General features: G+C 74.3%; 24 protein-coding genes and 3 pseudogenes. 16 read left to right on the top strand and 11 right to left on the bottom strand.

Features of this window, described 5'->3' with window-relative positions; all coding sequences use genetic code 11:
* Positions 1 to 11: 11 nt before the first annotated feature.
* Positions 12 to 887 (bottom strand): helix-turn-helix domain-containing protein, encoded by an 876-nt coding sequence (locus ABB07_RS35890; RefSeq protein WP_208902618.1) that lies wholly within the window; start codon positions 885 to 887, stop codon positions 12 to 14.
* 162 nt (positions 888 to 1,049) lie between these two features.
* Between ABB07_RS35890 and ABB07_RS35885 the strand changes: the two genes are divergently transcribed.
* The 4 genes from ABB07_RS35885 (at position 1,050) to ABB07_RS35870 (ending at position 4,165) form a co-directional block, all read left to right on the top strand.
* The gene (locus ABB07_RS35885; RefSeq protein ID WP_208902617.1) at positions 1,050 to 1,913 is read left to right on the top strand and encodes an oxidoreductase; all 864 of its coding nucleotides are present in this window, start codon (positions 1,050 to 1,052) and stop codon (positions 1,911 to 1,913) included.
* Positions 1,914 to 1,999: 86 nt separating this feature from the next.
* Positions 2,000 to 2,608, top strand: a complete 609-nt coding sequence (locus tag ABB07_RS35880) for a DNA polymerase ligase N-terminal domain-containing protein (RefSeq protein WP_208902616.1) — start codon at positions 2,000 to 2,002, stop codon at positions 2,606 to 2,608.
* Positions 2,609 to 2,613: 5 nt separating this feature from the next.
* Positions 2,614 to 3,624 (top strand): non-homologous end-joining DNA ligase, encoded by a 1,011-nt coding sequence (gene ligD, locus ABB07_RS35875; RefSeq protein ID WP_208902615.1) that lies wholly within the window; start codon positions 2,614 to 2,616, stop codon positions 3,622 to 3,624.
* A gap of 106 nt (positions 3,625 to 3,730) precedes the next feature.
* Positions 3,731 to 4,165, top strand: a complete 435-nt coding sequence (locus ABB07_RS35870) for a cupin domain-containing protein (RefSeq protein ID WP_208902614.1) — start codon at positions 3,731 to 3,733, stop codon at positions 4,163 to 4,165.
* Positions 4,166 to 4,261: 96 nt separating this feature from the next.
* Here the strand turns inward: ABB07_RS35870 and ABB07_RS35865 are convergent, their stop codons facing one another.
* The 4 genes and pseudogenes from ABB07_RS35865 to ABB07_RS35850 all read right to left on the bottom strand — a co-directional run.
* Entirely contained in the window at positions 4,262 to 6,592 is a 2,331-nt protein-coding gene (locus ABB07_RS35865; RefSeq protein WP_208902613.1) for a SpoIIE family protein phosphatase, read from the bottom strand.
* Positions 6,593 to 6,697: 105 nt separating this feature from the next.
* Entirely contained in the window at positions 6,698 to 7,165 is a 468-nt protein-coding gene (locus ABB07_RS35860; protein WP_208902612.1) for a peroxiredoxin, read from the bottom strand.
* Positions 7,162 to 7,542, bottom strand: coding sequence for a DoxX family protein (locus ABB07_RS35855; protein ID WP_208902611.1), 381 nt, complete (start codon positions 7,540 to 7,542; stop codon positions 7,162 to 7,164). Before ABB07_RS35855 ends, ABB07_RS35860 begins: the two co-directional genes overlap by 4 nt.
* Positions 7,543 to 7,623: 81 nt before the next feature.
* Positions 7,624 to 7,860 (bottom strand): annotated as a pseudogene (locus tag ABB07_RS35850) (MarR family transcriptional regulator); the annotation flags it as partial.
* 172 nt (positions 7,861 to 8,032) lie between these two features.
* On the opposite strand from ABB07_RS35850, the gene ABB07_RS35845 reads away from it, so the two are divergent.
* From ABB07_RS35845 to ABB07_RS35835, 3 genes are all read left to right on the top strand, one after another.
* Positions 8,033 to 8,320, top strand: coding sequence for a putative quinol monooxygenase (locus ABB07_RS35845; protein WP_208902610.1), 288 nt, complete (start codon positions 8,033 to 8,035; stop codon positions 8,318 to 8,320).
* A 177-nt stretch (positions 8,321 to 8,497) separates the two neighbouring features.
* Positions 8,498 to 9,109 carry an SH3 domain-containing protein gene (locus ABB07_RS41180; RefSeq protein ID WP_244189629.1) on the top strand — a complete coding sequence of 204 codons (612 nt, stop codon included), beginning with the start codon at positions 8,498 to 8,500 and terminating at the stop codon, positions 9,107 to 9,109.
* A 186-nt stretch (positions 9,110 to 9,295) separates the two neighbouring features.
* Positions 9,296 to 10,111, top strand: coding sequence for an XRE family transcriptional regulator (locus tag ABB07_RS35835; RefSeq protein ID WP_208902609.1), 816 nt, complete (start codon positions 9,296 to 9,298; stop codon positions 10,109 to 10,111).
* Positions 10,112 to 10,168: 57 nt separating this feature from the next.
* Here the strand turns inward: ABB07_RS35835 and ABB07_RS35830 are convergent.
* The 4 genes and pseudogenes from ABB07_RS35830 to ABB07_RS35815 form a co-directional block, all read right to left on the bottom strand.
* Positions 10,169 to 10,673 (bottom strand): annotated as a pseudogene (locus tag ABB07_RS35830) (4-carboxy-4-hydroxy-2-oxoadipate aldolase/oxaloacetate decarboxylase); the annotation flags it as partial.
* Positions 10,670 to 11,381: pseudogene (locus ABB07_RS35825) on the bottom strand (PIG-L deacetylase family protein). The pseudogenes ABB07_RS35825 and ABB07_RS35830, both read right to left, overlap by 4 nt.
* Before the next feature lie 178 nt (positions 11,382 to 11,559).
* Positions 11,560 to 12,210, bottom strand: a complete 651-nt coding sequence (locus ABB07_RS35820) for a GntR family transcriptional regulator (protein WP_208902608.1) — start codon at positions 12,208 to 12,210, stop codon at positions 11,560 to 11,562.
* A gap of 89 nt (positions 12,211 to 12,299) precedes the next feature.
* Positions 12,300 to 13,157 (bottom strand): LysR family transcriptional regulator, encoded by an 858-nt coding sequence (locus ABB07_RS35815; RefSeq protein ID WP_208902607.1) that lies wholly within the window; start codon positions 13,155 to 13,157, stop codon positions 12,300 to 12,302.
* Positions 13,158 to 13,304: 147 nt separating this feature from the next.
* Here ABB07_RS35815 and ABB07_RS35810 point away from each other — a divergent pair, with 147 nt between their 5' ends.
* The 3 genes from ABB07_RS35810 to ABB07_RS35800 all read left to right on the top strand — a co-directional run bounded on the left by ABB07_RS35810 (position 13,305) and on the right by ABB07_RS35800 (position 16,837).
* Positions 13,305 to 14,117, top strand: coding sequence for an EamA family transporter (locus ABB07_RS35810; RefSeq protein WP_425264832.1), 813 nt, complete (start codon positions 13,305 to 13,307; stop codon positions 14,115 to 14,117).
* Between the two features lie 662 nt (positions 14,118 to 14,779).
* Positions 14,780 to 15,544, top strand: coding sequence for an IclR family transcriptional regulator (locus ABB07_RS35805; protein WP_208902605.1), 765 nt, complete (start codon positions 14,780 to 14,782; stop codon positions 15,542 to 15,544).
* 99 nt (positions 15,545 to 15,643) lie between these two features.
* Positions 15,644 to 16,837 carry a PP2C family protein-serine/threonine phosphatase gene (locus ABB07_RS35800; protein ID WP_208902604.1) on the top strand — a complete coding sequence of 398 codons (1,194 nt, stop codon included), beginning with the start codon at positions 15,644 to 15,646 and terminating at the stop codon, positions 16,835 to 16,837.
* Here the strand turns inward: ABB07_RS35800 and ABB07_RS35795 are convergent.
* Positions 16,834 to 17,259 carry an ATP-binding protein gene (locus ABB07_RS35795; protein ID WP_208902603.1) on the bottom strand — a complete coding sequence of 142 codons (426 nt, stop codon included), beginning with the start codon at positions 17,257 to 17,259 and terminating at the stop codon, positions 16,834 to 16,836. The two genes, ABB07_RS35800 and ABB07_RS35795, sit on opposite strands and share 4 nt — an antisense overlap.
* Before the next feature lie 166 nt (positions 17,260 to 17,425).
* Between ABB07_RS35795 and ABB07_RS35790 the strand changes: the two genes are divergently transcribed.
* Together ABB07_RS35790 and glpK are read left to right on the top strand one after the other, a co-directional pair.
* Positions 17,426 to 18,193 (top strand): IclR family transcriptional regulator, encoded by a 768-nt coding sequence (locus ABB07_RS35790; protein WP_208902602.1) that lies wholly within the window; start codon positions 17,426 to 17,428, stop codon positions 18,191 to 18,193.
* 44 nt (positions 18,194 to 18,237) lie between these two features.
* Entirely contained in the window at positions 18,238 to 19,752 is a 1,515-nt protein-coding gene (gene glpK / locus ABB07_RS35785) for a glycerol kinase GlpK (protein ID WP_208902601.1), read from the top strand.
* 120 nt (positions 19,753 to 19,872) lie between these two features.
* Here the strand turns inward: glpK and ABB07_RS35780 are convergent, their stop codons facing one another.
* Entirely contained in the window at positions 19,873 to 20,529 is a 657-nt protein-coding gene (locus ABB07_RS35780; RefSeq protein ID WP_208902600.1) for a TetR/AcrR family transcriptional regulator, read from the bottom strand.
* Between the two features lie 268 nt (positions 20,530 to 20,797).
* Here ABB07_RS35780 and ABB07_RS35775 point away from each other — a divergent pair, with 268 nt between their 5' ends.
* From ABB07_RS35775 to ABB07_RS35760, 4 genes are all read left to right on the top strand, one after another.
* A complete protein-coding gene (locus ABB07_RS35775; RefSeq protein WP_208903761.1) occupies positions 20,798 to 21,775 on the top strand; it encodes an ATP-dependent DNA ligase in 978 nt (325 codons plus the stop codon).
* A 142-nt stretch (positions 21,776 to 21,917) separates the two neighbouring features.
* Entirely contained in the window at positions 21,918 to 22,436 is a 519-nt protein-coding gene (locus ABB07_RS35770) for a hypothetical protein (protein ID WP_208902599.1), read from the top strand.
* Positions 22,433 to 22,909: a GNAT family N-acetyltransferase gene (locus ABB07_RS35765; protein ID WP_208902598.1), complete on the top strand. Its 477-nt coding sequence runs from the start codon at positions 22,433 to 22,435 to the stop codon at positions 22,907 to 22,909. The genes ABB07_RS35770 and ABB07_RS35765 overlap by 4 nt, the downstream gene beginning before the upstream one ends.
* Positions 22,906 to 23,760, top strand: a complete 855-nt coding sequence (locus ABB07_RS35760; RefSeq protein WP_208902597.1) for a hypothetical protein — start codon at positions 22,906 to 22,908, stop codon at positions 23,758 to 23,760. The genes ABB07_RS35765 and ABB07_RS35760 overlap by 4 nt, the downstream gene beginning before the upstream one ends.
* The last annotated feature ends 18 nt before the right edge of the window (positions 23,761 to 23,778 follow it).

Here is a 23,778-nt window from a genome sequence, read left to right as displayed (position 1 = left end):
GGGCCGGGGCCCTACTGCTCCTCGATCCGTTCCTGCGCGCCGCCGGGCCGGGCGCGGTCGCCGGCCGGCGCGGCGAGGCTGCCGAGGATGTCGAGCAGTTCGGCACTGCGGCTGCCGGGCTCGGCGTGGAAGACGACCAGGGTGAGTCCGTCGGTGCCGTCCACGGACAGCTTGGTCGACCGCAGGTCGAGCTCGCCGACCTGCGGGTGGGTCAGGTGGCTCACCCGGCCGCGGCGGGGCCGTACCTCGTGCCGGGCCCACAGGGCGCGGAAGCGTTCGCTGCGCAGGGACAGCTCGCCGACCAGGTCGCGCAGCCGCGGGTCGTCCGTGTCCGCCCCCGCCTCGGCGCGCAGTGCGGCCACGCCTTCCTCGGTGAGGTCCGCCCAGTCCCGGCGCAGCTCGCGCTCGGCCGGGTCGAGCAGGACGGCCCGCAGGAGGTTGACGCCGGGCCGGTAGTTGGGGGTGAGCGCGGTGGCGAGGGCGTTGGCGGCCAGGCAGTCGGTGTAGCGGTTCTGGACGTAGGCGGGGTTGCGGGGCCAGCCGTCGATGAGCTCGAGCAGGCTCTCCGGGACCTGACGCGCAGGGCGCCCGGACCGCAGCCCCGGCCCGGGCCGGTCCTGGGCGAGGCCGACGAGGTGGGCGGTGGCGTCGGCGTCGAGCCGCAGCACACCGGCGATGGCCCGCAGGACCTGCACGGACGGGTTGCGGTCACGGCCCTGTTCCAGCCTCAGGTAGTAGTCGGCGCTGATGCCGGCCAGCATCGCGACCTCCTCGCGGCGCAGCCCCGGCACCCGGCGCAGCCCGCCGCCGGGCAGCCCCACGTCCTCGGGCCGTACCAGCGCCCGGCGGGCGCGCAGGAACTCGCCGAGCGCGTTCGTCCGGTCCATGGCCCCACCGTACGGCGGCCCGGCCGGCGGTGACTGGCCCTGTCACTCCCAGGATCGACGGGGTACTGCAACGGCGGGCGCGGGGGGCGCAGGGTGGAGAGCGTGGCCACCGGCGGGTCCGGTGGCCCGGACCTGGACGAGTGTCATCGGAAGAGGTACGACATGACTGCACAGCTCGGCGGCACCCTGACCCCGGCCGAGGGCCTGACCCTGACCCGGGTCGGCTACGGCGCCATGCAGCTGGCCGGGCCGCACGTCTTCGGCCCGCCGAAGGACCGGGGCCGGGCGGTGGCGGTGCTCCGCGCCGTGGTGGAGGCGGGCATCACGCACATCGACACCGCCGACTTCTACGGGCCGGTGGTGGTCAACGAGCTCATCCGGGAGGCCCTGCACCCCTATCATGAGGACCTGCACATCGTGACCAAGGTCGGCGCCCGCCGGGGAGCCGACGGCAGCTGGCTGCTGTCCCGGCACCCCGAGGACCTGAAGGCGCAGGTGTACGACAACCTGCGCAGCCTCGGCGTGGAGTCGCTGGACGTCGTCAATCTGCGGGTCGGCGATGTGGACTCCCCGAACGACGACTCCCTGGCCGAGCAGTTCGGCGCGCTGGCCGAGCTGCGGGAGCGGGGGCTGATCCGGCACCTGGGGCTGAGCACGGTGACCGCGGCGCAGCTGGACGAGGCCCTGGCGATCGCGCCCGTGGTGACCGTGCAGAACCTGTACAACCTGGCCGACCGGCGGGACGACGCCCTGGTGGAGCGCACGGCGGCCGAGAACATCGTCTTCGTGCCGTACTTCCCGCTCGGCGGGTTCTCCCCGCTGCAGTCCGAGACGCTGGCGAAGGTCGCCTCCCGGCTGGAGGCCTCGCCGCAGCAGGTGGCGCTGGCCTGGCTGCTGCGCCGCTCGCCGAACATCGCGCTCATCCCCGGCACCTCCTCGCCGGAGCACCTGCGGGAGAACATCGCCGCCGTGTCCCTGGTGCTGCCGGACGAGGCGGTCGCCGAGCTGGACGGCATCGCGGGCTGAAACGGCCCGGTCCTGGGCACCGGGCTGAACGGACCGGACCTGGGTACCCGGGGCCCCGTGAGGCGGTCGTACGGAAGGAGCCGCAGGTGGCAGCGGAGGACCGGCTGCGGACGTACCGCGGCAGGCGTGACTTCGAGCGGACCCGCGAGCCGTCGGGGCAGGAGCCCCGCGCCGGGGGTGCCGAGCCCCGTTTCGTGGTGCAGATCCACGACGCGAGCCGGATGCACTTCGACTTCCGGCTCCAGGTCGAGGACGTCCTGAAGTCGTGGTCGGTCCCCAAGGGCCCGTCCACGGATCCCGGGGACAAGCGGATGGCCGTGCCCACCGAGGACCATCCGCTGGAGTACGAGGAGTTCGAGGGCGTGATCCCGAAGGGCGAGTACGGCGGCGGGACGGTGATCGTCTGGGACCACGGCACGTACGAGCCGCTCAGTCACGACCGCAGGGGGCGCCCGGTGGACTTCGCCCGGTCGCTGGAGCGCGGGCACGCCACGTTCCGGCTGCACGGCAGCAAACTGCGCGGCGAGTACGCCCTGACCCGCTTCCGCGGGGACGAGGGTGAGCAGGAGGCCTGGCTGCTGGTGCGCAAGGGGTCGGCGCGGTCGGCCGGGCACGGCACCCCGGATCCCCGGCGGGCCCGCTCGGTGCGCACCGGACGCACCCTCGCCCAGGTCGCGGCCGCCGGCGAGGAGTAGGGGCGGTGCCGGGTCCGCTGGACGCGCTGTCGGCCGACGTGCGGGAGCTGCTGCGCCCTGCCGGCCCCGGGGCGGAGCTCGCCGCGGCCCCGATGCTCGCCACGCTCAGCGACCGCCGGGACTTCGGTGAGGGCTGGCTGTTCGAGCGGAAGCTGGACGGCGTCCGGCTGCTGGCGGTGCGCGAGGGGGACCGGGTGCGGCTGCTGTCGCGCACGGGTCAGCGGCTGAACGACACCTACCCGGAGATCGTGGCGGCGCTCGCGGCGCAGGAGTGCACCGACTTCACGGTGGACGGCGAGGTCGTCGCGTTCAGCGGCGGCCGTACCGACTTCGCGCGGCTGCAGCGGCGGATGGGGCTGACCCGGCGCCGGGACATCGAGGCGTCCGGGGTCGCGGTGACGTACTACCTCTTCGACCTGCTGCGCCTGGCGGGCGCCGACACCCGTCAACTCCCCCTGCGCGTCCGCAAGTCGCTGCTGCGGCGGGCGCTCTCCTTTCGCGCCCCGCTGCGGCTGACCCCGCATCGCAACGCGGGCGGCGCCGAGTTGCTGGCCGAGGCCTGCGGCCGGGGCTGGGAGGGGCTCATCGCCAAGCGGGCCGACGGGCCGTACCGGACGCGCAGGTCGCCGGATTGGCTGAAGCTCAAGTGCGCACGGGGGCAGGAGTTCGTGATCGGCGGCTTCACCGAACCGGCGGGCAGCCGCGTCGGGGTGGGGGCGCTGCTGCTCGGCCACTACGACGGGGACCGGCTCCGCTACGCCGGCAAGGTCGGCACCGGCTTCGACCGGCGGGCCCTGCTGGATCTGCGTGAGCGGCTGGACGCGCTGCGCCGGGAGTCCTCGCCCTTCGGCGACGCCGTGCGCGAGGCCCGCGCCCGCTGGGTGGAACCGGAGCTGGTCGCGCAGATCGCCTTCACCGAGTGGACCCGGGACGGGATGCTGCGGCACCCCCGCTACCTGGGACTGCGCGAGGACAAACGGCCACGGGACGTGGTCCGCGAGCGCGCGGCGGCCTGAGGCCCGCGCCCGCGTACGCATACGGATCACCCGGTTCCGCCCCCAATCACCTTGCGGTGCCTCTATGTTCACGGCGACACCCCGCTCGCCTGTCGAAAGGCCCCGCATGCGTACCGCGCTTCGTGCCGCCGTCACCGGCGCGCTGACCCTCGCCACCGTCCTGGCCTGCGGCACCGCGCAGGCGACCCCGCCGGGACCGGGTGTGACGGCCCGGATCATCGGCCGGACCACCGTCGGCGGCACCGACTACACCCTGCGGGAGATCACCGTCCCGCCCGGCCAGAGCACCGGCTGGCACTATCACGACGGCCCGCTGTACGGCGTGGTGAAGCAGGGCACGCTCAGCCACTTCGACTCCACCTGTGCCGCGGACGGCGTGTACCGGACGGGCGCGACGATCCAGGAGCCGGCCGGTGCGGACCATGTGCACATCGGGCGGAACCTCGGCGACACCCCGCTCGTGCTCGATGTGCTGTACGTGCTGCCGCACGGCGCCCCGTTCTCGGAGGACGCGCCGAACCCGGGCTGCCCGTTCCAGTGATCAGGCGCCGGAGAACCGGTCAGCTGCCGGAGGGCCGGTCAGGCGCCGGAGGGCCGGTCAGGCGCCGGAGGGCCGGTCAGGTGCCGGACAGGCCGGTCAGGCGCCGGGCAGGGCCTGTTCGGCCCAGATCGTCTTGCCCCGGCCGGTCTGCCGGCTGCCCCAGCGCTGGGTGAGCTGGGCGACCAGCAGCAGTCCGCGGCCGCCCTCGTCGTAGACCTGCGCCCGGCGCAGATGCGGTGAGGTGGAACTGGCGTCGGAGACCTCGCAGATGAGCGCGCGGTCGCGGATCAGCCGGAGCTGGATGGGCGGTTCGCCGTAGCGGATGGCGTTGGTGACGAGTTCGCTGACGACGAGTTCGGTGATGAAGGCGGCCTCGTCCAGCCCCCAGGCGGCCAGCTGTTCACCGGCCGCCTGCCGGAAGGCGGCGACCTCGGCCGGGTCCGGCGGGACGTCCCAGGTGGCGACCCGGTCGGCGCCGAGGGCGCGGGTGCGCACGAGCAGCAGGGCGACGTCGTCGCCGGGCTGATCCGCCAGGACGGCCTTCAGGACGCCGTCGCACAGGGCCTCCAGGGAGTCGGCGGGTGCGCCGAGGGCCCGGCACAGTTTCTCGGTGGCACCGTCGGCGTCGCGGCCGCGGTCCTCGACCAGGCCGTCGGTGTAGAGGGCCACGACGGAGCCCTCGGGCAGCTCCAGTTCCGTCGCCTCGAACGGCAGCCCGCCGACGCCGAGCGGTGGTCCGGCGCTCATGGTGACGGACTCGGCGGTGCCGCCCGGCAGGACGACGACCGGGGCCGGGTGGCCTGCGGCGGCCAGGCCGAGCCGCCGGGAGACGGGGTCGTACACGGCGTACAGGCAGGTGGCGCCCAGTTCGGCGACCTCTTCGCGGCTGTTCTCGGCGGCCAGGTGGGTGACCAGGTCGTCCAGGTGGGTGAGGAGTTCGTCGGGCGGCAGGTCGACGTCGGCCAGGGTGCGTACGGCCGTCCGCAGCCGGCCCATGGTGGCCGAGGACTGGATGCCGTGGCCGACCACGTCGCCGACGACCAGGCCCACCCGGCCGCCGGAGAGTGGGATGACGTCGAACCAGTCGCCGCCGATGCCGGCCACCGATCCGCAGGGCAGATACCGGTGGGCCACCTCGACCGCCGCCTGCCGGGGCAGGCCGCTCGGCAGCAGGCTGTGCTGGAGGGCGAGGGCGGTGCTGCGTTCGCGGGCGAACCGGCGGGCGTTGTCGATACAGACGGCGGCGCGGCTGCCGAGTTCCTCGGCGAAGACGGTGTCGTCGGGGCCGTAGTCGTCGGGGTGGGCGATGCGGACGCAGACGGCGACGCCGAGGGTGGTGCCGCGGGCCCGCAGCGGCACCGCGATCAGGGAGTGGGCGCCGTGCCGGTAGCGGCTGCCCTGGGGCGCGCGGGCGTTGCGCTCGGCGAGCCACTCGACGAACTCCGGCTCGCCGGCCTGGCTGAGCACCGCGCGGCCCTCGCGCAGGGCGCGGGTGGGCGGGGAGTCGGGTGCGTAGACGTCGGTCTCGCCGATGCGGACGGCCGCGCCGGGGTCGCCCTCGAAGGCCGAGCCGTGGGCGATGCGGTGCAGGACGACACCGCCCTCGGGGATCATCGGCGGCTCGTCCGCGCCGAGCACCCAGTCGAGCAGGTCGACGCCGGCGAAGTCGGCGTAGTGCGGGACGAGGACGTCGATCAGCTCCTCGGCGGTGCGCACCACGTCCAGGGTGGTGCCGATGCGGCTCGACGCCTCGTTGAGCAGGGCCAGGCGGCGCCGGGCCCAGTACTGCTCGCTGCTGTCGAAGGCCGCCATGGCGACCCCGGTCAGCTCGCCGGAGCCGGCGCGCAGCGGCCACATCTCGATGCTCCAGAGATGTTCCCGGTTCAGTGCCGGGGCGCCGGCGAAGCTCTCGTAGCGGACGGGCCGGCCGGTCTCGGCGACCTCCTTGAGGTGGCGCAGGAAGCCCGCGTTGTATTCGGCATCCGCCACGGTGTCCGGGAAGAACCGGCCCGTGAGCGCGGCCTCGGGCACGCCCATCACCTTGCAGGCGGCGTCGTTGAGCCGCACATAGCGCTGGTCGAGGTCGAAGACCGACATGGACATGGAGGCCTGCTCGAAGGCCTGGGCCGCCAGTGTGCGGCCGGGTGCGTCGGAGGTGACGACGAAGGAGGTGGGCTTCCCGTCGGCTCCGGCGACGGGACAGGCCGTGAGGGTCACGTCGATGCGGTGGCCGTCACGGTGGCGCAGCGCGACGGTGCCGGCCCGCGCGGCGAGTGTCTCGTCCGGGATGTCCCCGGCGAGCAGCTCGGCCGCGGGCCGGCCCACGACCTGCTCGGCCAGGTGACCGGTGAGCCGCCGCGCGCCTTCGCTCCACCCGGTCACCGTACCCAGGGCGTCGATGATCGCCACGGCGGCGCCATGCTTCATATGCCCAAGGATGTTCCGATTGCCCGGGCACATCAAGCGCGCGGGCGCGGCGGTCCGCCGGTGCGAGGGCCGCCCTTCAGCCCCATGGGCGCGCAGGGCGGCGAGTCAGCCCCGGTGGGCGCGCAGGGCGGCGAGCGCCCGGTCGGCGTGGGTGTTCATGCGCAGCTCGCTGCGGACGACCTCCAGCACCGTGCGGTCCTGGGCGATCACGAAGGTGACGCGCTTGGTGGGGGCGAGGGAGAAGCCGCGCTTGACGCCGAACCGCTCGCGGACCGCGCCGTCGGCGTCGGAGAGCAGCGGCATCCCGAGGCCGTGCCGGCCGGCGAACTCCTGCTGCTTGTCGACGCTGTCGCCGCTGATGCCGACGGGCCGGGCGCCGACGGCGGCGAACTCGGCGGCGAGGTCGCGGAAGTGGCAGGCCTCGGCGGTGCAGCCGAGGGTGAGAGCGGCCGGGTAGAAGAAGAGGACCACAGGCCCTTCGGCCAGCAGCTCGGTGAGCCGGCGGGTGGTGCCGGTCTCGTCGGGCAGGGCGAAGTCCTCGGCCTTGTCCCCGGCCTCGACGCGTTCCGTCATGACCGGCCCTCCTCGTTCCGGGCGACCGACCGGGCCCACAGCACCAGCGGCAGCTGCAGCGGCAGCCGCGCGAGGGCGGCCGTCCGCAGCGGCTTGGGCCGGTGCCGCCAGTCCACGGCCATCTGCACGTTCGCCGGGAACACGCCGACGAAGAAGGCCGCGGCCGCCTTCGCGGCGACCGCGCGGGTGCGGGGTGCGGCGATCCCGGCGGCCAGGGCGAGCTCCGCGACGCCGCTGCCGTAGGTCCATGCCCTGGGCGAGCCCGGCAGTGCGCGCGGTACGAGCGCGTCGAAGGGACGCGGGTTGGCGAAGTGGGCGACCCCGGCCGCGGCCAGCAGGCCGGCGAGCAGCAGGGGTGAGCGTTCGGACCGGGGCACGGTTCCTCCTCTGATGACCTGCCGCCGGATATTACTCGACGGTAGCCGCCGGGGTGGCCCGTTGCCGCGGAACGCCGGCCGTCACGCCGTGGGGACCGCGTCGTCCGCTTCCCGGCCGGAGTCCTCGTCGGTGGTGTACGCGAGGAAGTCGTCGACCATGCGGTGGAACAGGGCCGCCATCCGCCGCAGGTCCTCGGGCCGCCAGCCGGCGAGGGCGAGCCGCATGCCCCGGGCCCCGGCCTCCCGGACCCGGCCGACGGCCTCCCGGCCCGCGTCGGTCAGCTGGATCCGCTGGGCCCTCCGGTCGACGGGGTCCGGTTCACCAGCTCGTTGCGTAAGTCAAGTAATCACTCCGGCTCTCCCTCACTCCGTGATCGGCCGGTCCACTCCGCGATCGGCAGGCCGTGGATCGCGTGTCGGTCCGGCCGTCCCTCGGCGAAGCTGCTGGAATCGGCGAGTCCACCGCCGCCCGGAAACCCGGAGGAACCCCATGGCCTTCGCCGTCGTCGCCCAGTACCAGTGCGCCCCCGCCGACGCGGACACCGTGCGCGACGCGCTGCGCAAGATGCGCGAACTGGTCCCGTCGGAACCCGCGAACCTCGCCTACGAGGCCCACGAGGTCGTCGACCGGCCGGGGGCCTTCGTGCTGTACGAGCGCTACACGGACCGCGCCGGCTTCGAGGCGCACAAGGAGACCGGCCACTTCGCGGAGCTGATCCGGGGCACGGTGTTCCCGCTGCTGAAGGAGCGGACCATCACGTTCGCCGAGACGCTCTGACCGCGCGGAGGCCGCGGGCGCCCGTTCGGGACACGCCATCCGTCCGCGGGCGCCCGTCCCCCGGGACGTCCCGGGCGTCCCGGGGGACGCCGGAACGGCATTCCGGCGGCCCGTCGCGGAAACCCTGGCTCTCGTGATCACGGCTCGTGGTCACGAGAACGACAGCCGGAGGCTTCCATGATCCGACGGACTCTCCAGAGCGGGCTGCTGGCCGCGGTGGCGGTGCTCGCGCTCCTGCCCACGGCGGCCGGCGCCACCACGGCCGACGCCGCCGCACAGCGCCCGGTTCCCGGCGCCACCAGCCAGCACCAGGTCCACCGCGCCCAGCACCGCACCCACCGCACCGCCGGGCGCGTCCACCACCGCAGGTACGTCGCCCACCACCGGCACCACCGCGCCCACCTCCGCACGCACCACGCCCGCCGGACGCACCGGATCCACCGCCTCACGGCGCGCCGGACGGCGTACTTCATGCCGCAAACGGCGGCCTACCGTCTCGCCATGCACCGGCTGCAGTACCGGCTCGCGGCGCACTGGATGACACACCGTCACATCAAGCCGCTCACGGGCCGCGTCGCCACACGTCACACCGTGCTCAACGTCCGCTCCGGCCCCGGCACCGGCTACCGGGTGATCGGCCACCGGCAGCGGGGACGGGTCCTGGCGCTCACCTGCCGGACACGGGGCTCCTGGGTGCACGGGAACCGCACCTGGTACCGGCTGCCGCACCACGGGGGATACGTCTCCGCCCACTACGTCCGCCCCTCCCGCTCCGTCCCCTGGTGCTGACGGCACGTCACCGCAGCACCACCCAGCCACCGAAGGCCCGTTCGACGACCCCCGAACGGGCCTTCGGTACGCCCGCGCCTCACCCACCTCCTACCTCACCGCGTGTTGCAGTCGCCGTCCTCCCGGGAATCCATTCCGACAACAGGGGCGAAACCGCCCATACTGGAAAGGGAGTCGAGGACGCCGATGCGGCACCCCCAAGCATCGACCACGCCGGACGAGGCACTGGCGGTGGAACTGCGCGAGCTGAAGGACCGTACGGGGCTGAGCCTGGCGGCGCTGGCCGCACGCACCCCGTACAGCAAGTCCGCGTGGCACCGCTATCTGTCCGGCGGCGCACCGCCCCCCAGACAGGCCGTGGAAGCGCTCTGCCGGCTCGCCGGCGCCGCCCCCGAGGCCGTACTGGCGCTGTGGGAGGCGACCGGGACTCCCACGACCGCGGCCGACGCGCCCGACGCCGGGCCCGGGGAGCCCGGCCGGGGCCATCGGCCCGGGCGGCTCGCGCCCCGGCTGCCGAGGACCTTCCCGCCGTGGTTTCCGCTGTCCGTGTTCGCGCTGTGCGGTACGGCCACGGCGGTGGCCGCCGTTGCCGTCGCCCTGTCCGCGCGGCCGGGTACCGCGCCCGCCGCGCAGGCCCTGCCCTCGGCGGCCCACTGTCACGGCCGGTCCTGCCAGGGCGAGTTGCCCGACGCCACGGCGTGCGCCCGGGACGCGCGGACCACGAGCACGGTCACCGGCCCCGGCTACACCGTCCGGCTGCGCTGGTCGCCGGCCTGCGGGACCGCCTGGTCCGAGGTGCGGCTGCGGGCGCCCGGGGCCCGTGAGGTGTCGGTGCGCGCGGGCCAGGACGTGATGTCGGCCGGCTATCCGGCGGACGACTCCACCCGGAACAGCAGTCCCATGCTCTCGGTGTCCTCGCCGCGAGGCGTGGAGGCCTGCGCCGAGGTGGCCGGGGAGGTGGCCTGCACGGGCCTGGACGTGGAGCCCGGCGCGCCGGGGTGACACCGTGGCACGCGTGCGGCGCCGTACCCCGGGCGGGGCGCGGCGCCGTCTGCGCGGGGAGTCGTCGGCGAGGATCACGTCGCCGGGGCGGACGATCTGGCCGCCGATCGCGACCGGTACGTTGACCGAGCCGCCGGTCGTCTTCACCGTGCCCTGTGCGCAGACGGCCGCCGACCAGACGGGAGCCGAGGTCGCGCAGCTCCTGGGTGTCGCGGACGCCCGCGTCGATGACCAGGCCGCGCACCCCGCGCCGCTTCAGCGCGGTCGCGAACAGCTCGCCGAACATCCCGTCGGTGGACGGCGAGGTGGTGGTCACGACCAGGATGTCGCCCGCGCCGCACTGCTCGACGGCGGCGTGGATCATCAGGTTGTCGCCGGGCCAGGACAGCACCGTGACCGCGGTGCCGGCCACCCGCACCCCCTGCTGGACGGGGCGCAGCCGGGCGGGGCGCAGCCGGGTGCGGTCCATGGCCTCGTGCACGGTGGCGACGCCGTACCCGGCCAGGGCGTCGACGTCCTTCGCCTCGGCCCTGGGCGGGCCCGTGACGATCACGCCGCTCATGCCAGCTCCTTGGTGACCTGCGGGTAGGGGCGCATGTAGGCCTCGGCCATGGTCCTGTGCGGCAGGCCCAGGTTGGGGCCCGCGTTGCGCTTGAGCTGGACGCCCCGGCGGACGGCGAGGTCGGTGTAGTACTCCCACAGGTGCCGCTTGGGCCCCGAGGCACTCCATCGCCTTGCGCTTGGTCTCCCACGCCTCGGTGATGTCGAGGAGGACTTCGGGCCGGAAGCCGCTCATCTCGGGCTGGTGGGGCTCGAAGTAGAAGACGGGCGGTGCGCCGATGATCTCGCCTGGCCCCGGGTAACCGATGGCCTGGGCCAGGACACGGGCCTGAAGGGCCATGCGGTTGGCGGCCGGGTGGTCGCCGTTGTACGGGTCCTCCACCGGGTGGGTGAGGACGAGGTCGGGCTGGGTCTCACGGTAGACGGCGACGAGTCGGTCGGTGAGCTCGGCGGTGGCGAGGAGGGGGTAGTCGCCGGCGTCGGAGAAGCGGACCTCGGCGCCGAGGGTGGCGGCGGCCCGCTCGGCCTCCTCCCGCCGTATCGCCTTGATCTCCTCGAGGCCCTTCCCCTCGCGCCACGCCTTGGCGGACTCCCTGCGCTCACCGAAGGTCAGACAGGCGATGGTGACCTTCTCGCCGCGTGAGGCGGCCAGGGCGATGGCTCCGCCCGCGCGCCACACGAAGTCCCCGGCGTGCGCGGTGACGACCAGGGTGGAACGGGGCGGACCTGGGGGTCCCCCGGTCGAACGAAGTGGGGAGTGGAGGAGGGCGCGTCGGCGTGCGTCATGGCGGAGTTCTCCCTTTCGGGCTCGGTGCGCCGCAGCGATGTGTGTGCGGCGCCCTCGTCCCCGGTGGACAGGTGCGCGCCCGCCCCGGTGCCCCGCGTGCTCAGTCCTGAAGCGCCTCGATCACGCCGGCGAGGTGGGCGCGGACGGCCGCTTCGGCCGCCTGCGGATCCCTGGCCCTGATCGCCTCGATCATCGCCAGGTGCTCGTTCAGGGATTGCTGCGGACGCCCCGGGCGGAGTGCCAACTGGAAGCGGTGGCGGACCAGTTGGGCGTTCAGCCGCTCCAGCAGCTCGACCGCGGTGCGCTGTCCGGAGATGACCCGGATCCGGTCGTGGAGCCGGTGGTTGAGGTCGGAGTACGTCACCGGCTCGCCGTCGGCGACGGCCTTCTCCATCGCCGCGCCGAGGTCGGCCAGCTCGGTCAGCTGCTCGTCACTGGCCGCGACGGCAGCCTTGGCCGCGCAGAGTCCCTCCAGGACCATGCGGCACTCCGTGATGGCGACCGCTTCCTCCACGGTCACCACCCGCACCCGCGAGCCGCGGTTGCGGATCCTCTCGACCAGTCCCTGCGCCTCCAGATCGATCAACGCCGCGCGGATGCCGGCCCGCGTCACACCGAACTGCTCGGCGAGTTCGTTCTCCACCAGCCGCTGGGCCGGCGCCATCTCGCCGTGCAGGATCGCCTGCCGCAGCTGCGCGAGCGCATGCTGTTTGGCCTGCTCTCCGGTGGTCGGACGGGCTTCCTTCGGCATCGTGCCTTCCCTGAGTGAGTGCCTGTCGAAACTAAATCTAGCCAGACAAGATTGTCGACAATTTTGTTTGCGTTTCTCGGGCCGGCTGCTCAGCCCGTCCGGTACAGCTCACCGACCAGTTCGAGGACCGCCTGGAGCGCCGGGTGCGGGTCGTCGCGCCACCAGGCGAGCCGTACGGCGACGGGTTCGGCGTCGCGCACCGGCCGGTAGACGACGCCGGGTCTCGGGTACTGGTGCGCCGTCGACTCCGCGGTGACGCCGATGCCGCGCCCGGCGGCGATGACGGTGAGCCAGTCGTCGACGTCGTGCGTCTCTTCGACGGCGGGGCGGGAGCCCGCCGGCCACAGCTCGGGGGTGGTGGTGCCGGTGCGCCGGTCCACCCAGAGGATCCGGCCGGTGAGGTCGGCGAGCCGTACGGACCGGCGGCGGGCCAGCGGATCATCGGCGGCCAGGGCGCACAGGCGCCGCTCCAGGCCCACGATGGCCGTGTCGAACCGACGGTCCGCCAGCGGCCGGCGCACCACCGCGAGGTCGCAGGCGCCTTCGGCGAGGCCGGCGGACGCCGTGTTCACGCGGACGAGATGCAGTTCGGTCCCGGGGTGGTCGGCGGCCCAGCGCCGCTGCAGGGCGACGGTGTGGCGGCCGACGGCCGACCAGGCATAGCCGATCCGCAGCCGGGTGTGCCCCGAGGTGGCCTCCTGGACCAGGACGGCGAGGTCCGCCAGCACCCGCCGGGCCTGCGCCACCACCCGCAGCCCGGTCGCCGTCGGCGTCACCTCACGCGAGGTCCGCCTCAGCAGTCGTACCCCCAGCGCGCGTTCGAGTCCGGCCAGGGTGCGGGAGACGGCCGCCTGGGACACGCCCAGGGCGATCGCCGCGTCGGTGAAGGTGCCCTCGTCGACGATGGCGACGAGACAGCGCAACTGCCGGAGCTCGACCTCATCCATGCGCCAAGCGTATAGATCGGGTCGCGCATGCATTGTGCGCAAGCACCATGCCGGGCGGACGCTCCTCCCATGCGACGAGCTCTCGAACGTCCCGCGGCGACGGCGTCCCCCGCGGTCCGGAACCCGGCGCCGGCACAACTGACCGGCGTGGCGGCCATGTTCGGCAGCGGCCTGGCCAACCAGACCGGCGCGGCGATCGGCGCGCTGGCCTTCCCGGTCCTCGGCCCGCTCGGCGTCGTGGCGCTACGCCAGTACGTCGCCGCGCTCGTCCTGGTGGCCGTCGGCCGACCGCGCCCGCGCGACTTCACCCGGCGCCAGTGGTGGCCGGTGCTGCTGCTCGCCGGGGTCTTCGGCACCATGAACCTGAGCCTGTACAGCGCGATCGACCGGATCGGGCTGGGGCTGGCGGTGACCCTGGAGTTCCTGGGCCCGCTCGGCATCGCGCTGGCCGCCTCCCGCCGCCGGCTGGACGCGGGGTGCGCGGCACTGGCCGGGGCCGGAGTCGTGGTGCTGATGCGCCCCCGGCCGTCCACCGACTACCTCGGCATGGGGCTGGGCCTGGTGGCGGCCTGCTGCTGGGCCGCGTACATCCTGCTCAACCGGATCGTCGGGCGACGCGTCCCGGGCGCCCAGGGGTCGGCCGCGGCCGCGTGCGTGTCGGCGCTGACTTTCCTGCCGGTCGGCGCCGTCGTCGCCGTACGGCATCCCCCGACGGTCGGAGCCGTCCTGTGCGCGGTGGCGGCGGGTGTGCTGTCGTCCGCCGTGCCGTACCTCGTCGACCTGATCACGCTGCGCACGGTGCCGGCCCAGACGTTCGGCCTGTTCATGAGCGTCAACCCGGTGCTGGCGGCGGCGGTCGGCTGGGCGGTCCTCGGGCAGGGCCTCGGTCTGCCGGAGTGGGCGGGGATCGGGGCCGTGGTCGCCGCGAACTCGGTCAGCCTCGCGACCGCACGCCGCTGAGAACGACCGGCACGCTCGCTCCCGCGCACCGTCGAGAACAACAGGCACGCTGGATCCTGCGCACCGTCGAGAACAACAGGCACGCTGGATCCCGCGCACCGTCGAGAACAACAGGCACGCCCCCGCGTTCGCCGCGGGCGCCGGGTGCCTGCCTGCGGACAGCGGATCGCGGCCGTGGTCGCCGCGAACTCGGTCAGCCTCGCGACCGCGCGCCGCTGAGAACGACCGGCACGCTCGCTCCCGCGCACCGTCGAGAACGACCGGCTCGCTCCCGCGTTCGCCGCGGGCGCCGGGTGCCTGCCTGCGGACAGCGGGCGAAGCGGGTGGCCCCTGTCGGCGGCCGGCCGCCCTGGCTGGGCGTACCTCCCTGGAGGTACGCCCAGCCAGGGCGTGCCGCGGCTGTGCGCCGGGATCCCGGCCCACGCCGAGATGGCGGCGCGTCGGCGGCGGGAGCCGGCGGAGACGGGGGCGGCCGTGTCCCGCCGACATGAAGCAAGCCGGTCGTCGGGCAAACCGGCCCGCCGCTTCAGGTGGGCCGTGAGCGCGCAGGCCGAGTGCGGCGGCCGGCCGGTCCGCTCAGCGTCCGAGGGAAGGGCCGCGTCGTCCGCTCCGCGCGATGGCCCGGCATTGCCCAAGCCGGTCGCGCGGCGCAATCTGGTCGTATGGGTGCTCAGGACGGCCCCACGCTCATCACGTCCGTGCAGCGGGCCTTCCGGCTGCTGGAGGCGGTGAGCGCGCACGAGAACGGCGCGCCGGCGAAACAGCTGGCACGCGAGACGGGGCTGCCGCTGGCCACCGCCTACCACCTGCTGCGGACGCTCGTGCACGACGGATACGTGCGCAAGCTGGACGACGGCGGCTTCGTCCTGGGCGACAGGCTGACCTCCCTGCGCGGCGCCGGCGCGGGCCGCGCGCAGACGCTGCTCAGCCGGGTGCGCCCGACGCTGACCGCCCTGCGGGACGAGCTGTCCGCCGCCGCCTACCTCACGTTCTACGAGGACGGCGAGATCAGGGTGGCGGAGATCGTGGACAGCCCCCGCGTGCCCCGGGTGGATCTCTGGGTGGGTTTCGAGGATGCCGGACACGCCACCGCGCTCGGCAAGTCCGTGCTGCGCGAGCTGGACGAGGACGCCCGCCGGGAGTACCTGTCCAGGCACGACCTCGCCGACCTCACACCACGGACGGTCACCAGTCTTCCGGAGCTGCTCCGCAGGATCGAGGCGCCCCCCTTGGCGCCGGCCGTCACGGACCTGGAGGAGTACGCGCTCGGCACCGTGTGCGTCGCCGTGCCCGTCCACAAGGGGAGCACGCTCGGCTCGCTCGGCGTCTCCCTGCCGGTGGAGCGGCGGGCCCGGCTCGAGGAGATCCGGGCACGGCTGCTGCCGGTCGCGAGCCGGGTGACCAGGAGCCTCTCGCTCACTATCTGAAAATCCGCTCCTTGTGGCCGACCTCACCCAACCCGTTTTCTTGATGAAACGGACATTTTGGGTGTGCATCCCCCGACACACGAGGACTGCGGACAAGACATGCTCCAGGCCCGACACCATCGCGCCGACCACACGCCGATGCGGCTGTTCCGTGACCGGGCGTCCGGCGCCCGGCACTCGGTCCACCGGTGGGCCGTCGGGCTCCTGACCGCGGGGATGCCCCTGCTGCCGGTTCTGGTCCTCGCCGTGGTGGTGCTCCTGGACGTCGTCGGCGGGGCGGGGATGCCCTGGCTGCCGCTGCTGGCGGCCGGACCCGCGCTGGCTGCCTCCACCAACGGGCCGCGTGGTGTGGTCTGCGTCGGTCTCCTGGCCGTGGCGACGGGCGTGGCGCTGGCCATCGGGCACGCGGCCCCCGTACGCGAGCCGGCGGCCGTGGTGTCCGCCCTGCTGGCGGTCACGGCGGCGAGCGGCCTGGCCAGCGCGCTGCGCGGCCGCCGCGAACGGGTCCTCGCGGCCGTCCGCTCGGTCGCCGAGGCCGCCCAGCACGCCCTGCTGCAGCCGGTCCCCGACACGATCGGCCCGTTCCGGGTGGCCGTCCGCTACAGCGCCGCGGCGGCGGAGGCGCGGATCGGCGGGGACCTCTACGCCCTGGTGCCCACGCCGTACGGCATCAGGCTGATCGTCGGCGACGTGCGCGGCAAGGGGCTGCCCGCCGTCGGGACCGCCGCACTCGTGCTCGGCGTGTTCCGCGAGGCCGCCTGTGACGAGCCCGACCTGCTCGACGTCGTCGCGAGGATCGAGCGGAGCCTCGCGCGCAACCTCGGCCCCGACGACTTCGTCACCGCCGTGGTCGCCGGACACCACCGGTCGGGACACCTGGAGATCGTCAACTGCGGGCACGCACCGCCGCTGCTGATATCGGGCTCCGGAGAGGTCCGGGCGGTGGAGCCGACCCATCCCGCTCCGCCCCTGGGGCTGCGCGCCCTCGCGGGCCAGACCCCCCGCCTGCAGCGGCTGCCCTTCGCGGTCGGGGACCAGCTGCTGCTCTACACCGACGGGGTCACGGAGGCCCGCGATCACGCACGCGCCTTCTATCCGCTGGCCGCAGGGGTCGCCCGCCACGTGTGCGACGAGCCGGCGCGGACGCTCACCGCGCTCCATGACGAACTGCTGGCGCACGTCGGCGGCCGGCTGCACGACGACGCCGCCCTGCTCCTGCTCCGCAAACAGACCGCGGAGGAGCCGGCGTGCGCGCCGTCGTGGTGCGAGGCCGCCGCGGGCCGGTACGCCTAGGGCGCGACGAGTTCGGCCCAGCGGGTGACCGCGTCGAGGTGGGTGCGTATGCCGTGGCGGGTCGCCAGGGCGTGGACGATCGCCTCGCCCCTGCCGTGCTCGTCGGGGTCGATCCCGATGAGGGGCCGGCCCATCGGAAGGGCGGGTCCGGCGTCGGTGACCTCGACCCGCAGCGTGCGGCCACCGTCGCCCCGCACCCACGACAGCCGGAGCACGGCCGGGGGCCGGGCGTGCACGATCGCGTTGGTGACGAGCTCCGACACCACGAGCAGGGCGTCCTCGACGAGGTGCGGACACACACTCCAGTCCGCGAGGACCGCCTCCGCCCGACGGCGTACGGCCGAGACGGCGCCGGCGACGGGCGGCACCGGGCACACGTGTTCGTATGCCGCCTGAACCAGCGTCTTGAGCTGTGCCGCCATGGTCTCTCCCGGTGGTGTGTACGGCCGGTCCAGCGCCGCCGTAACGGCGCGTTCCGGGCTCGCATGCACGCTATGGAGACAAATCAGGCGGGTCAATGAACGGCGGTCGGCATTACCGAACGCCCTCCCGTGGGCACGGCGTCCGTACGGGTAATAGGCTCGCTTCATGGCCGGACCGGTCCAGTCGATCGAGCGGGCGGCGGCGATTCTGCGTCTGCTCGCCGGCGGGCCCCGCCGACTCGGTCTCGGCGAGGTGGCGGCCTCGCTCGGGCTGGCGAAGGGCACCGCGCACGGCATCCTGCGCACGCTCCAGCACGTGGACTTCGTGGAGCAGGACGCGGCGACCGGGAAGTACCAGCTCGGCGCCGCCCTGCTGCACCTCGGTACCAGTTACCTCGACGTCAACGAGCTGCGCTCGCGCTCGCTCAACTGGGCCGACGCCCTGGCCGCCCGCAGCGGGGAGGCGGTACGGCTGGGCACCCCCCTGGAGGGCAGCGTGCTCGTCGTCCACCATGTGTTCCGGCCGGACGACACCTTCCAGACCCTGGACGTGGGCTCGCTGCTGCCCCTGCACGCCTCCTCGCTCGGCAAGGTGCTGCTGGCGTTCGGGACGGCGAGCGTCGAGCCGGCCCAGGGGCGGGGGCTGGAGGCGTACACCCGGCACACCCTGGTCGATCCCGAGCGGCTCGCCCGGGCTCTCGCGGAGGTCAGGGAACTCGGGTGGGCGGCCGAGATCCAGGAAATGAGCATGGGCGAGGCCGGGATCGCCGCACCGATCCGCGGGCACGGCGGCCTCGTCGTCGGCGCCATCGGGCTGTCCGGGCCGATCGAGCGGATCTGCGACAGCCAGGGCCACCCCCGCCCGAGTCTGGTCACGCTGCTCCGCGAGGCCGCACGGGCGATCTCCAGAGACCTCGGAGCCGCCCGCTGGTAGAGCAGGACAGCCGCCCCTCGATCCGTCGGAAGGCAGACCCGATCATGGCCGAACGGTACGTAATGTCCATCGATCAGGGCACCAACTCCACCCGATGCATCCTGTTCGACCACCGCGGGCGGCTGGTCTCGGTCGCGCAGAAGGAGCACCAGCAGCACTTCCCCCGGCCCGGCTGGGTGGAGCACGACGCCATGGAGATCTGGCAGAACCTGCGGCACATCGTGCCCGAGGCGCTCTCCGACACCGGTGCCGGCAGGGAGCAGATCACTGCCATCGGCCTGGCCAACCAGCGCGAGACGACCGTGCTCTGGGACCGGCGGACCGGCGCCCCGCTGAGCCGGGCGATCGTCTGGCAGGACACGCGCACGGCACCGCTCGTCGAGGATCTCCGACGGCACCCCGGGGAGGAGTTCTTCCTTCAGCGGTGCGCCCTGCCGCCCTCGACCTACTTCTCCGCGCTGCGGCTCCGGTGGCTGTTCGACCACGTCAAGGGGGTCGAGCAGCGCGCCAGGGACGGCGAGGTGCTGTTCGGCACGATGGAGAGCTGGCTGATCTGGAATCTCACCGGGGGCGCCGCGGGCGGCCTGCACATCACGGACGTCACCAACGCCAGCCGCACCATGCTGATGAACATCCGCACGCTGACCTGGGACGACGAACTGCTGGCCTTCTTCGGGGTGCCCCCCGCGATGCTGCCCGAGATCCGGCCCTCCGCGGAGACCTACGGCGAAGCCCGCTCGCTGCTGCCCGGGGTCTCGATCACCGCCGCCCTCGGCGACCAGCAGGCCGCCCTCTTCGGCCAGACCTGCTTCTCCCCCGGCGAGGCCAAGTGCACCTACGGAACGGGCAGCTTCCTGCTGCTCAACACCGGCAGCGAGCTGGTGCGGTCCCGGCACGGGCTGCTCACCACCGTCGCGTACCGGATCGGGGACCAGCCGCCGGCCTACGCCCTGGAAGGGTCGATCGCCATCACCGGCGCACTCGTCCAGTGGTTCCGGGACCGCCTGGGGCTGATCAACAGCGCCCCGGAGATCGAGACCCTCGCGCGGACGGTCGAGGACAACGGCGGCTGCTACATCGTCCCCGCGTTCTCGGGCCTGTTCGCGCCCCGCTGGCGCAGCGACGCACGCGGGGTCATCGTCGGCCTGACCTCGTACATCACCAAGGGGCACCTGGCGCGTGCCGTCCTGGAGGCCACCGGTTGGCAGACCCGGGAGGTCGTCGACGCCATGAACGCCGACTCCTCGGTCTCCCTCCAGCAGCTCAAGGTGGACGGCGGCATGACCGCGGACAACCTGCTCATGCAGTTCGTCGCCGATGTGCTCGACGTGCCCGTCGTGCGCCCCATGGTCGCCGAGACGGTCTCGCTGGGCGCCGCCTACGCGGCCGGGCTCGCCGCTGGCTACTGGCCCGACCTGGAAGTGCTGCGCCGCAACTGGCACCGGGCCGCCCAGTGGCTGCCCGCGATGGACCCCGGACTGCGGGAGTCGGAGTACGACAACTGGCAGCGGGCCGTGGAACGGTCCTTGGGCTGGGTGAGACCACCACGCTCCGGCTGACGCCGGGTGATCTGGAAACCGAGGGCCCTTTCCCCAGGCGGCCCGGGCATTCGGGCCGGCGCTCACACCGGGGGCGGCGGAGAAGGTGGTGGTGACCTTCGGTGCGTGACGCGCGGGTGTTCAGCGAGACGGCCCGACCGGGGCCAGCCACAGCCCCAGGATCGCGTCCGCGAGTCCCGGGGCCGCCTCCGCCCAGGTCGCTCGCGGGGTCGGGGTGCCCTCGGCGAGGGCGCGTTCGCGTTCGCGTTCGGCGCAGGTGTGCAGGATCAGCAGGCGGACGATCTGGCCCCGTTCGGCGCGGACCTCGGGCGGCAGGTCGGGCAGGGTGCGGTTCAGCCCCTCGACCGCCTGCCGCAGCGCCGGCAAGGCCATGGACTCCTCGACCATGATCTCGTGCAGCGCCGGGTCGGTCATGACCTGGGCGCAGAACCGGGCGTACCACGTCGGACTGCCGAGCCCGGCCAGATGCCCGGTCACCGGGCGCACCAGGCAGTCGACCCAGTCGCGTACGTCGGTGGAGCCGGTGGCCGTGGCCAGGGCCTGCTCCCGGAGCACCTCGATGCGCTCGGCGTGCCGGCGGGCCACCGCGCGGACCAGGTCCGCCTTGGTGCCGAAGTGGTAGCCGACCGCCGCGTTGTTGCCCTGACCGGCGGCCTCGCTGACCTGCCGGTTGGAGACGGCGTAGACGCCGTGCTCGGCGAACAGCCGCTCCGCCGCGGTCAGGATCGCCTCCCGGGTCGCGCTCACCTGCTCGGCCCGCGCCGTCCTGCGCGCCATGCTCACCTCCGCTCCGGGACTGCGCACCGCCCCGGAACGGTCGGTCCCGCGCGCCGCCCCGGGCCCTCGCCCGGGCCCCGCCCGGCCACCCCGGCGCCCGCACCGGCGCCCGCGGAGTCCTCGGCGGAGGCGGTCGGCTGAGCCGGCGGGGGCCGGGCCGGCCGGGGTGCGGGCCCGTTCGCGGGGGGTGCGGGCCCGTTCAGGGGAACCGGTGGCCGAAGGCGCGTGAGGCGGGCGGAAGCGGTCGAGATCTTCAGCCGTGACCGCCGTGCCCCTGCCGCTCATCGCGCCGATGCTCGCTACTCCCGGCACCCTGCCGCCCACCGCCCAGGACCGGCGGTGGGCGTACGAGACCAAGCAGGACGGCCAGCGGGTGATGGTCTATCTGCCCGGCGACGGCAGCGTGCTGCTGCGGGCCCGCTCGGGCGAGGACATCACCGGGGCCTATCCCGAACTACGGCCGCTCGGCGGTGCGTTGGGCGCAGCGCCCGCCGTGCTGGACGGCGAGGTGCTGGCCCTCGACGAACACGGCCGGGCCGACTTCCAGCTGCTGCAGAGCCGGATGGGCCTGGCCCACGCCCCCGCGCGGGCGGCCCGCCGGGCCGCCCAGGTGCCGGTGCATCTGGTCCTGTTCGACGTGCCGTACTTCGAGGAGCCCCTGCTGCGGCTGCCGTACGTACGGCGGCGGGCCCGGCTGACGGAGCTGGGCCTCGCCGGGCCGTACTGGTCGACCCCGGGTGCGGTGACCGGACACGGCGCCGAGGCGCTCGCGGCAACCAGGGAACACGGCCTGGAGGGCCTGGTGTGCAAGCGGCTGGACTCGGTGTACGAGCCCGGGGTCCGCTCCCGCGCCTGGATCAAGATCCGGAACATGCGCGCGGAGGATGTCATCGTCGGCGGCTGGCTGCCCGGCAAAGGCCGCCTGAGCGGGCTGCCCGGCGCGGTGCTGGTCGGCCAGCGGGCCGGCGGGCGGCTGCGGTACGTCGGCGGGGTGGGCACCGGCTGGAGCGAGGCCGAGCGGACGGAGCTGGCCGCGCTGCTGCGGGACACGGCGAGCGAGCGGTGCCCCTTCGATCCGGTGCCGCGCGTGGCGGGCGCCCGCTGGGTGCTGCCCCGGCTGGTCGGCGAGGTCAGCTACAGCACCCGTACCCGGGCGGGGCTCCTGCGTCAGCCGTCCTGGCTGCGGCTGCGCCCGGACCTCACCCCGGAGGAGTCGGCGGCGGACCTGCCGGAGGGCTCCGGCTGAGGGCTCACACTCCCGCACGCCGTCATGCCGTACGGTGCGTCGGCGTGCCGTGCGGTACACCGATCGCGGTACGCCGCCCTGTCGTACGGTCCCCCGCCACCCCGCCGTGGACGCCCGCGCACCGAGCCCCCATGATGGCCGGATGGATCTTCATGTGGAGCTGCCCCCTTCGGTCGACACGGCCGGACTGCTCGCCCTCGCCGAGGGCCATCACGGCCGTACCGCACGGGCGTTGGGCATCAGGGAAGCCGCCGGTCACCTGGTCAAGGTGTACGCGCTGCAGGCGCCGGGGCGTACCGTCGGCCCGCAGGCCGTGGACACGGCACTGGACCTGGCCGCGGGGCATCTGGCCCTGGGGCGGGCACGCGGCTCGCTGGGCCTCGCGGTCCTGGTCGTGCACGCGGGCGGCGACGGCGACTACGTCCTCGTGCACAGCTGGATCGAGGGCCACATGTCCGACCTGGCCGTGTTCACCGGGCCGGCCGGGCGGCCTGCAGAGCTGCGGCCGGGCCGGGCGGGGCTCGCCCCCTGCGTGTGGGAGGCGGCGCTGCTCGCGCACGAACGGCAGGCGTACTCCCGGCACGTCCTGGACGGCAAGGGCCCGCTCGCCGAGCGCCTGGCCGCGTGGAGCACCGACACCCTGGCTGGCGAGGTCCGGTGACCGGCACGCCCCGGGTGCGGCACGCCGACCGCGCCGATCTGCCCCGGGTGGCCGAACTGGCCGCCCAGCACGCCGCGTACGAGCGCACCGCCCCGCCGGTGCCCGACCTCGCCGCCCGGCTGGCGGGCCTGCTGTTCGACACGCCCGCTCCGCGGCTGCGCTGTCTGGTCGCCGAGGCCCCGGACGGCGAGCTCGTCGGCTACGCCACCTGCGCGCCCGAACTGTCCACCTGGGACGGGCGGGAGTATCTGCACATGGACTGCCTGTTCCTGGCCCCCGGCCACCGCGGCCTCGGCCTCGGCCCGCTGCTCGTGGACGCGGTGGTCGCCGAGGCCCGGCGGCTCGGCGTCACGGAGGTGCAGTGGCAGACGCCCGCCTGGAACGAGGGCGCGGTCCGGTTCTACGACCGGCTCGGCGCCCGCGCGAAGCAGAAGCTGCGCTACCGCCTCCCGGTCGGCGCAGCCGGCGCATGAGCCGCGAACCGGTGACGGCCCGGGAGCTGTATGCGCGGCTCCTCGACCACACGGGTGCCGGCGCGTACGACGCCGTCGCCGCGCCATGGACGGCACGCGCCGGAGCGGCCTACCGGGAGCGGCTCACCGCGCTGGCCCAGCTGCTGGCCGGCCCGCTGCCGGAGAAGGGTGATCCCCGGCGCGCCCGGCTGTCGGCGGAGCTGTGGGAGCTGTACGCGCTCAGCCGGGTCGCCGACGCGCTGCTGCTCTCCTTCCAGCCGCCCGGGCACGACCACTGGGCGGGTCCCGGACTGAGCAGGGAGCGGTATCTGGCGCTCTTCACGGGTCTCGGCATGACGCCGGTCGGGCAGACCTCGGTGTTCGACCCGTTCCTGCACGAGATCGTGGAGGCCGAGCAGGCGGCGGACCCCGCGGAGCCGATCCGGGTCACCGGGGTCGTCTGGCCCGGCCTGTGGCTGGGCGGCGGGGTCCTGTTCGTCCGGGCGGGCGTGCGCGTACGGGCCGGGCTCCGGCACGCGGAGCGCGGCGTGGCCGACCGGTCCCCGCTGTACTGGACCTTCCGGCGCCGGCACCGGCCCACGGTCGATCCGTCCATGGGCTGGGGATCCGCCTCACAGTGGCGCACGGAGTTCCGCGTCGACGTCAGGACCACCGCCGGCGACCGTCTCAACGTGCTGGGCGACACGCACATCGACGCCGTCGAGGCCGGCGGCGCGGAGGCGCTGCTGACCCCGGCCGAGCGGCGTGACCTGCTGCGGCACCGATGCCTGCTGCGCACCCCGGAGCGGGCCGACGCACTCGCGGCCCGGCCCGGCTGGGCGGCGGACCTGTTCCCCTACGGCTGGCGGTGACCCGAGCGGGACGCCTGC

It is taken from the genome of Streptomyces incarnatus, from assembly GCF_001027185.1.
Lineage (GTDB): Bacteria > Actinomycetota > Actinomycetes > Streptomycetales > Streptomycetaceae > Streptomyces > Streptomyces puniciscabiei.
Note: the sequence above shows the minus strand (reverse complement) of the source record. Positions and strands in the feature narration are given on the sequence as shown.

Coding starts and splice junctions, on each gene's coding strand:
- ABB07_RS35800 (WP_208902604.1), top strand. CDS start 15,644: ATGCTCCAGGCCCGACACCATCGCGCCGACCACACGCCGATGCGGCTG.
- ABB07_RS35885 (WP_208902617.1), top strand. CDS start 1,050: ATGACTGCACAGCTCGGCGGCACCCTGACCCCGGCCGAGGGCCTGACC.
- ABB07_RS35870 (WP_208902614.1), top strand. CDS start 3,731: ATGCGTACCGCGCTTCGTGCCGCCGTCACCGGCGCGCTGACCCTCGCC.
- ABB07_RS35805 (WP_208902605.1), top strand. CDS start 14,780: ATGGGTGCTCAGGACGGCCCCACGCTCATCACGTCCGTGCAGCGGGCC.
- ABB07_RS35760 (WP_208902597.1), top strand. CDS start 22,906: ATGAGCCGCGAACCGGTGACGGCCCGGGAGCTGTATGCGCGGCTCCTC.
- ABB07_RS35780 (WP_208902600.1), bottom strand. CDS start 20,529: ATGGCGCGCAGGACGGCGCGGGCCGAGCAGGTGAGCGCGACCCGGGAG.
- glpK (WP_208902601.1), top strand. CDS start 18,238: ATGGCCGAACGGTACGTAATGTCCATCGATCAGGGCACCAACTCCACC.
- ABB07_RS35790 (WP_208902602.1), top strand. CDS start 17,426: ATGGCCGGACCGGTCCAGTCGATCGAGCGGGCGGCGGCGATTCTGCGT.
- ABB07_RS35845 (WP_208902610.1), top strand. CDS start 8,033: ATGGCCTTCGCCGTCGTCGCCCAGTACCAGTGCGCCCCCGCCGACGCG.
- ABB07_RS35890 (WP_208902618.1), bottom strand. CDS start 887: ATGGACCGGACGAACGCGCTCGGCGAGTTCCTGCGCGCCCGCCGGGCG.
- ABB07_RS41180 (WP_244189629.1), top strand. CDS start 8,498: ATGATCCGACGGACTCTCCAGAGCGGGCTGCTGGCCGCGGTGGCGGTG.
- ABB07_RS35770 (WP_208902599.1), top strand. CDS start 21,918: ATGGATCTTCATGTGGAGCTGCCCCCTTCGGTCGACACGGCCGGACTG.
- ABB07_RS35795 (WP_208902603.1), bottom strand. CDS start 17,259: ATGGCGGCACAGCTCAAGACGCTGGTTCAGGCGGCATACGAACACGTG.
- ABB07_RS35865 (WP_208902613.1), bottom strand. CDS start 6,592: ATGAAGCATGGCGCCGCCGTGGCGATCATCGACGCCCTGGGTACGGTG.
- ABB07_RS35820 (WP_208902608.1), bottom strand. CDS start 12,210: ATGCCGAAGGAAGCCCGTCCGACCACCGGAGAGCAGGCCAAACAGCAT.
- ABB07_RS35815 (WP_208902607.1), bottom strand. CDS start 13,157: ATGGATGAGGTCGAGCTCCGGCAGTTGCGCTGTCTCGTCGCCATCGTC.
- ABB07_RS35835 (WP_208902609.1), top strand. CDS start 9,296: ATGCGGCACCCCCAAGCATCGACCACGCCGGACGAGGCACTGGCGGTG.
- ABB07_RS35860 (WP_208902612.1), bottom strand. CDS start 7,165: ATGACGGAACGCGTCGAGGCCGGGGACAAGGCCGAGGACTTCGCCCTG.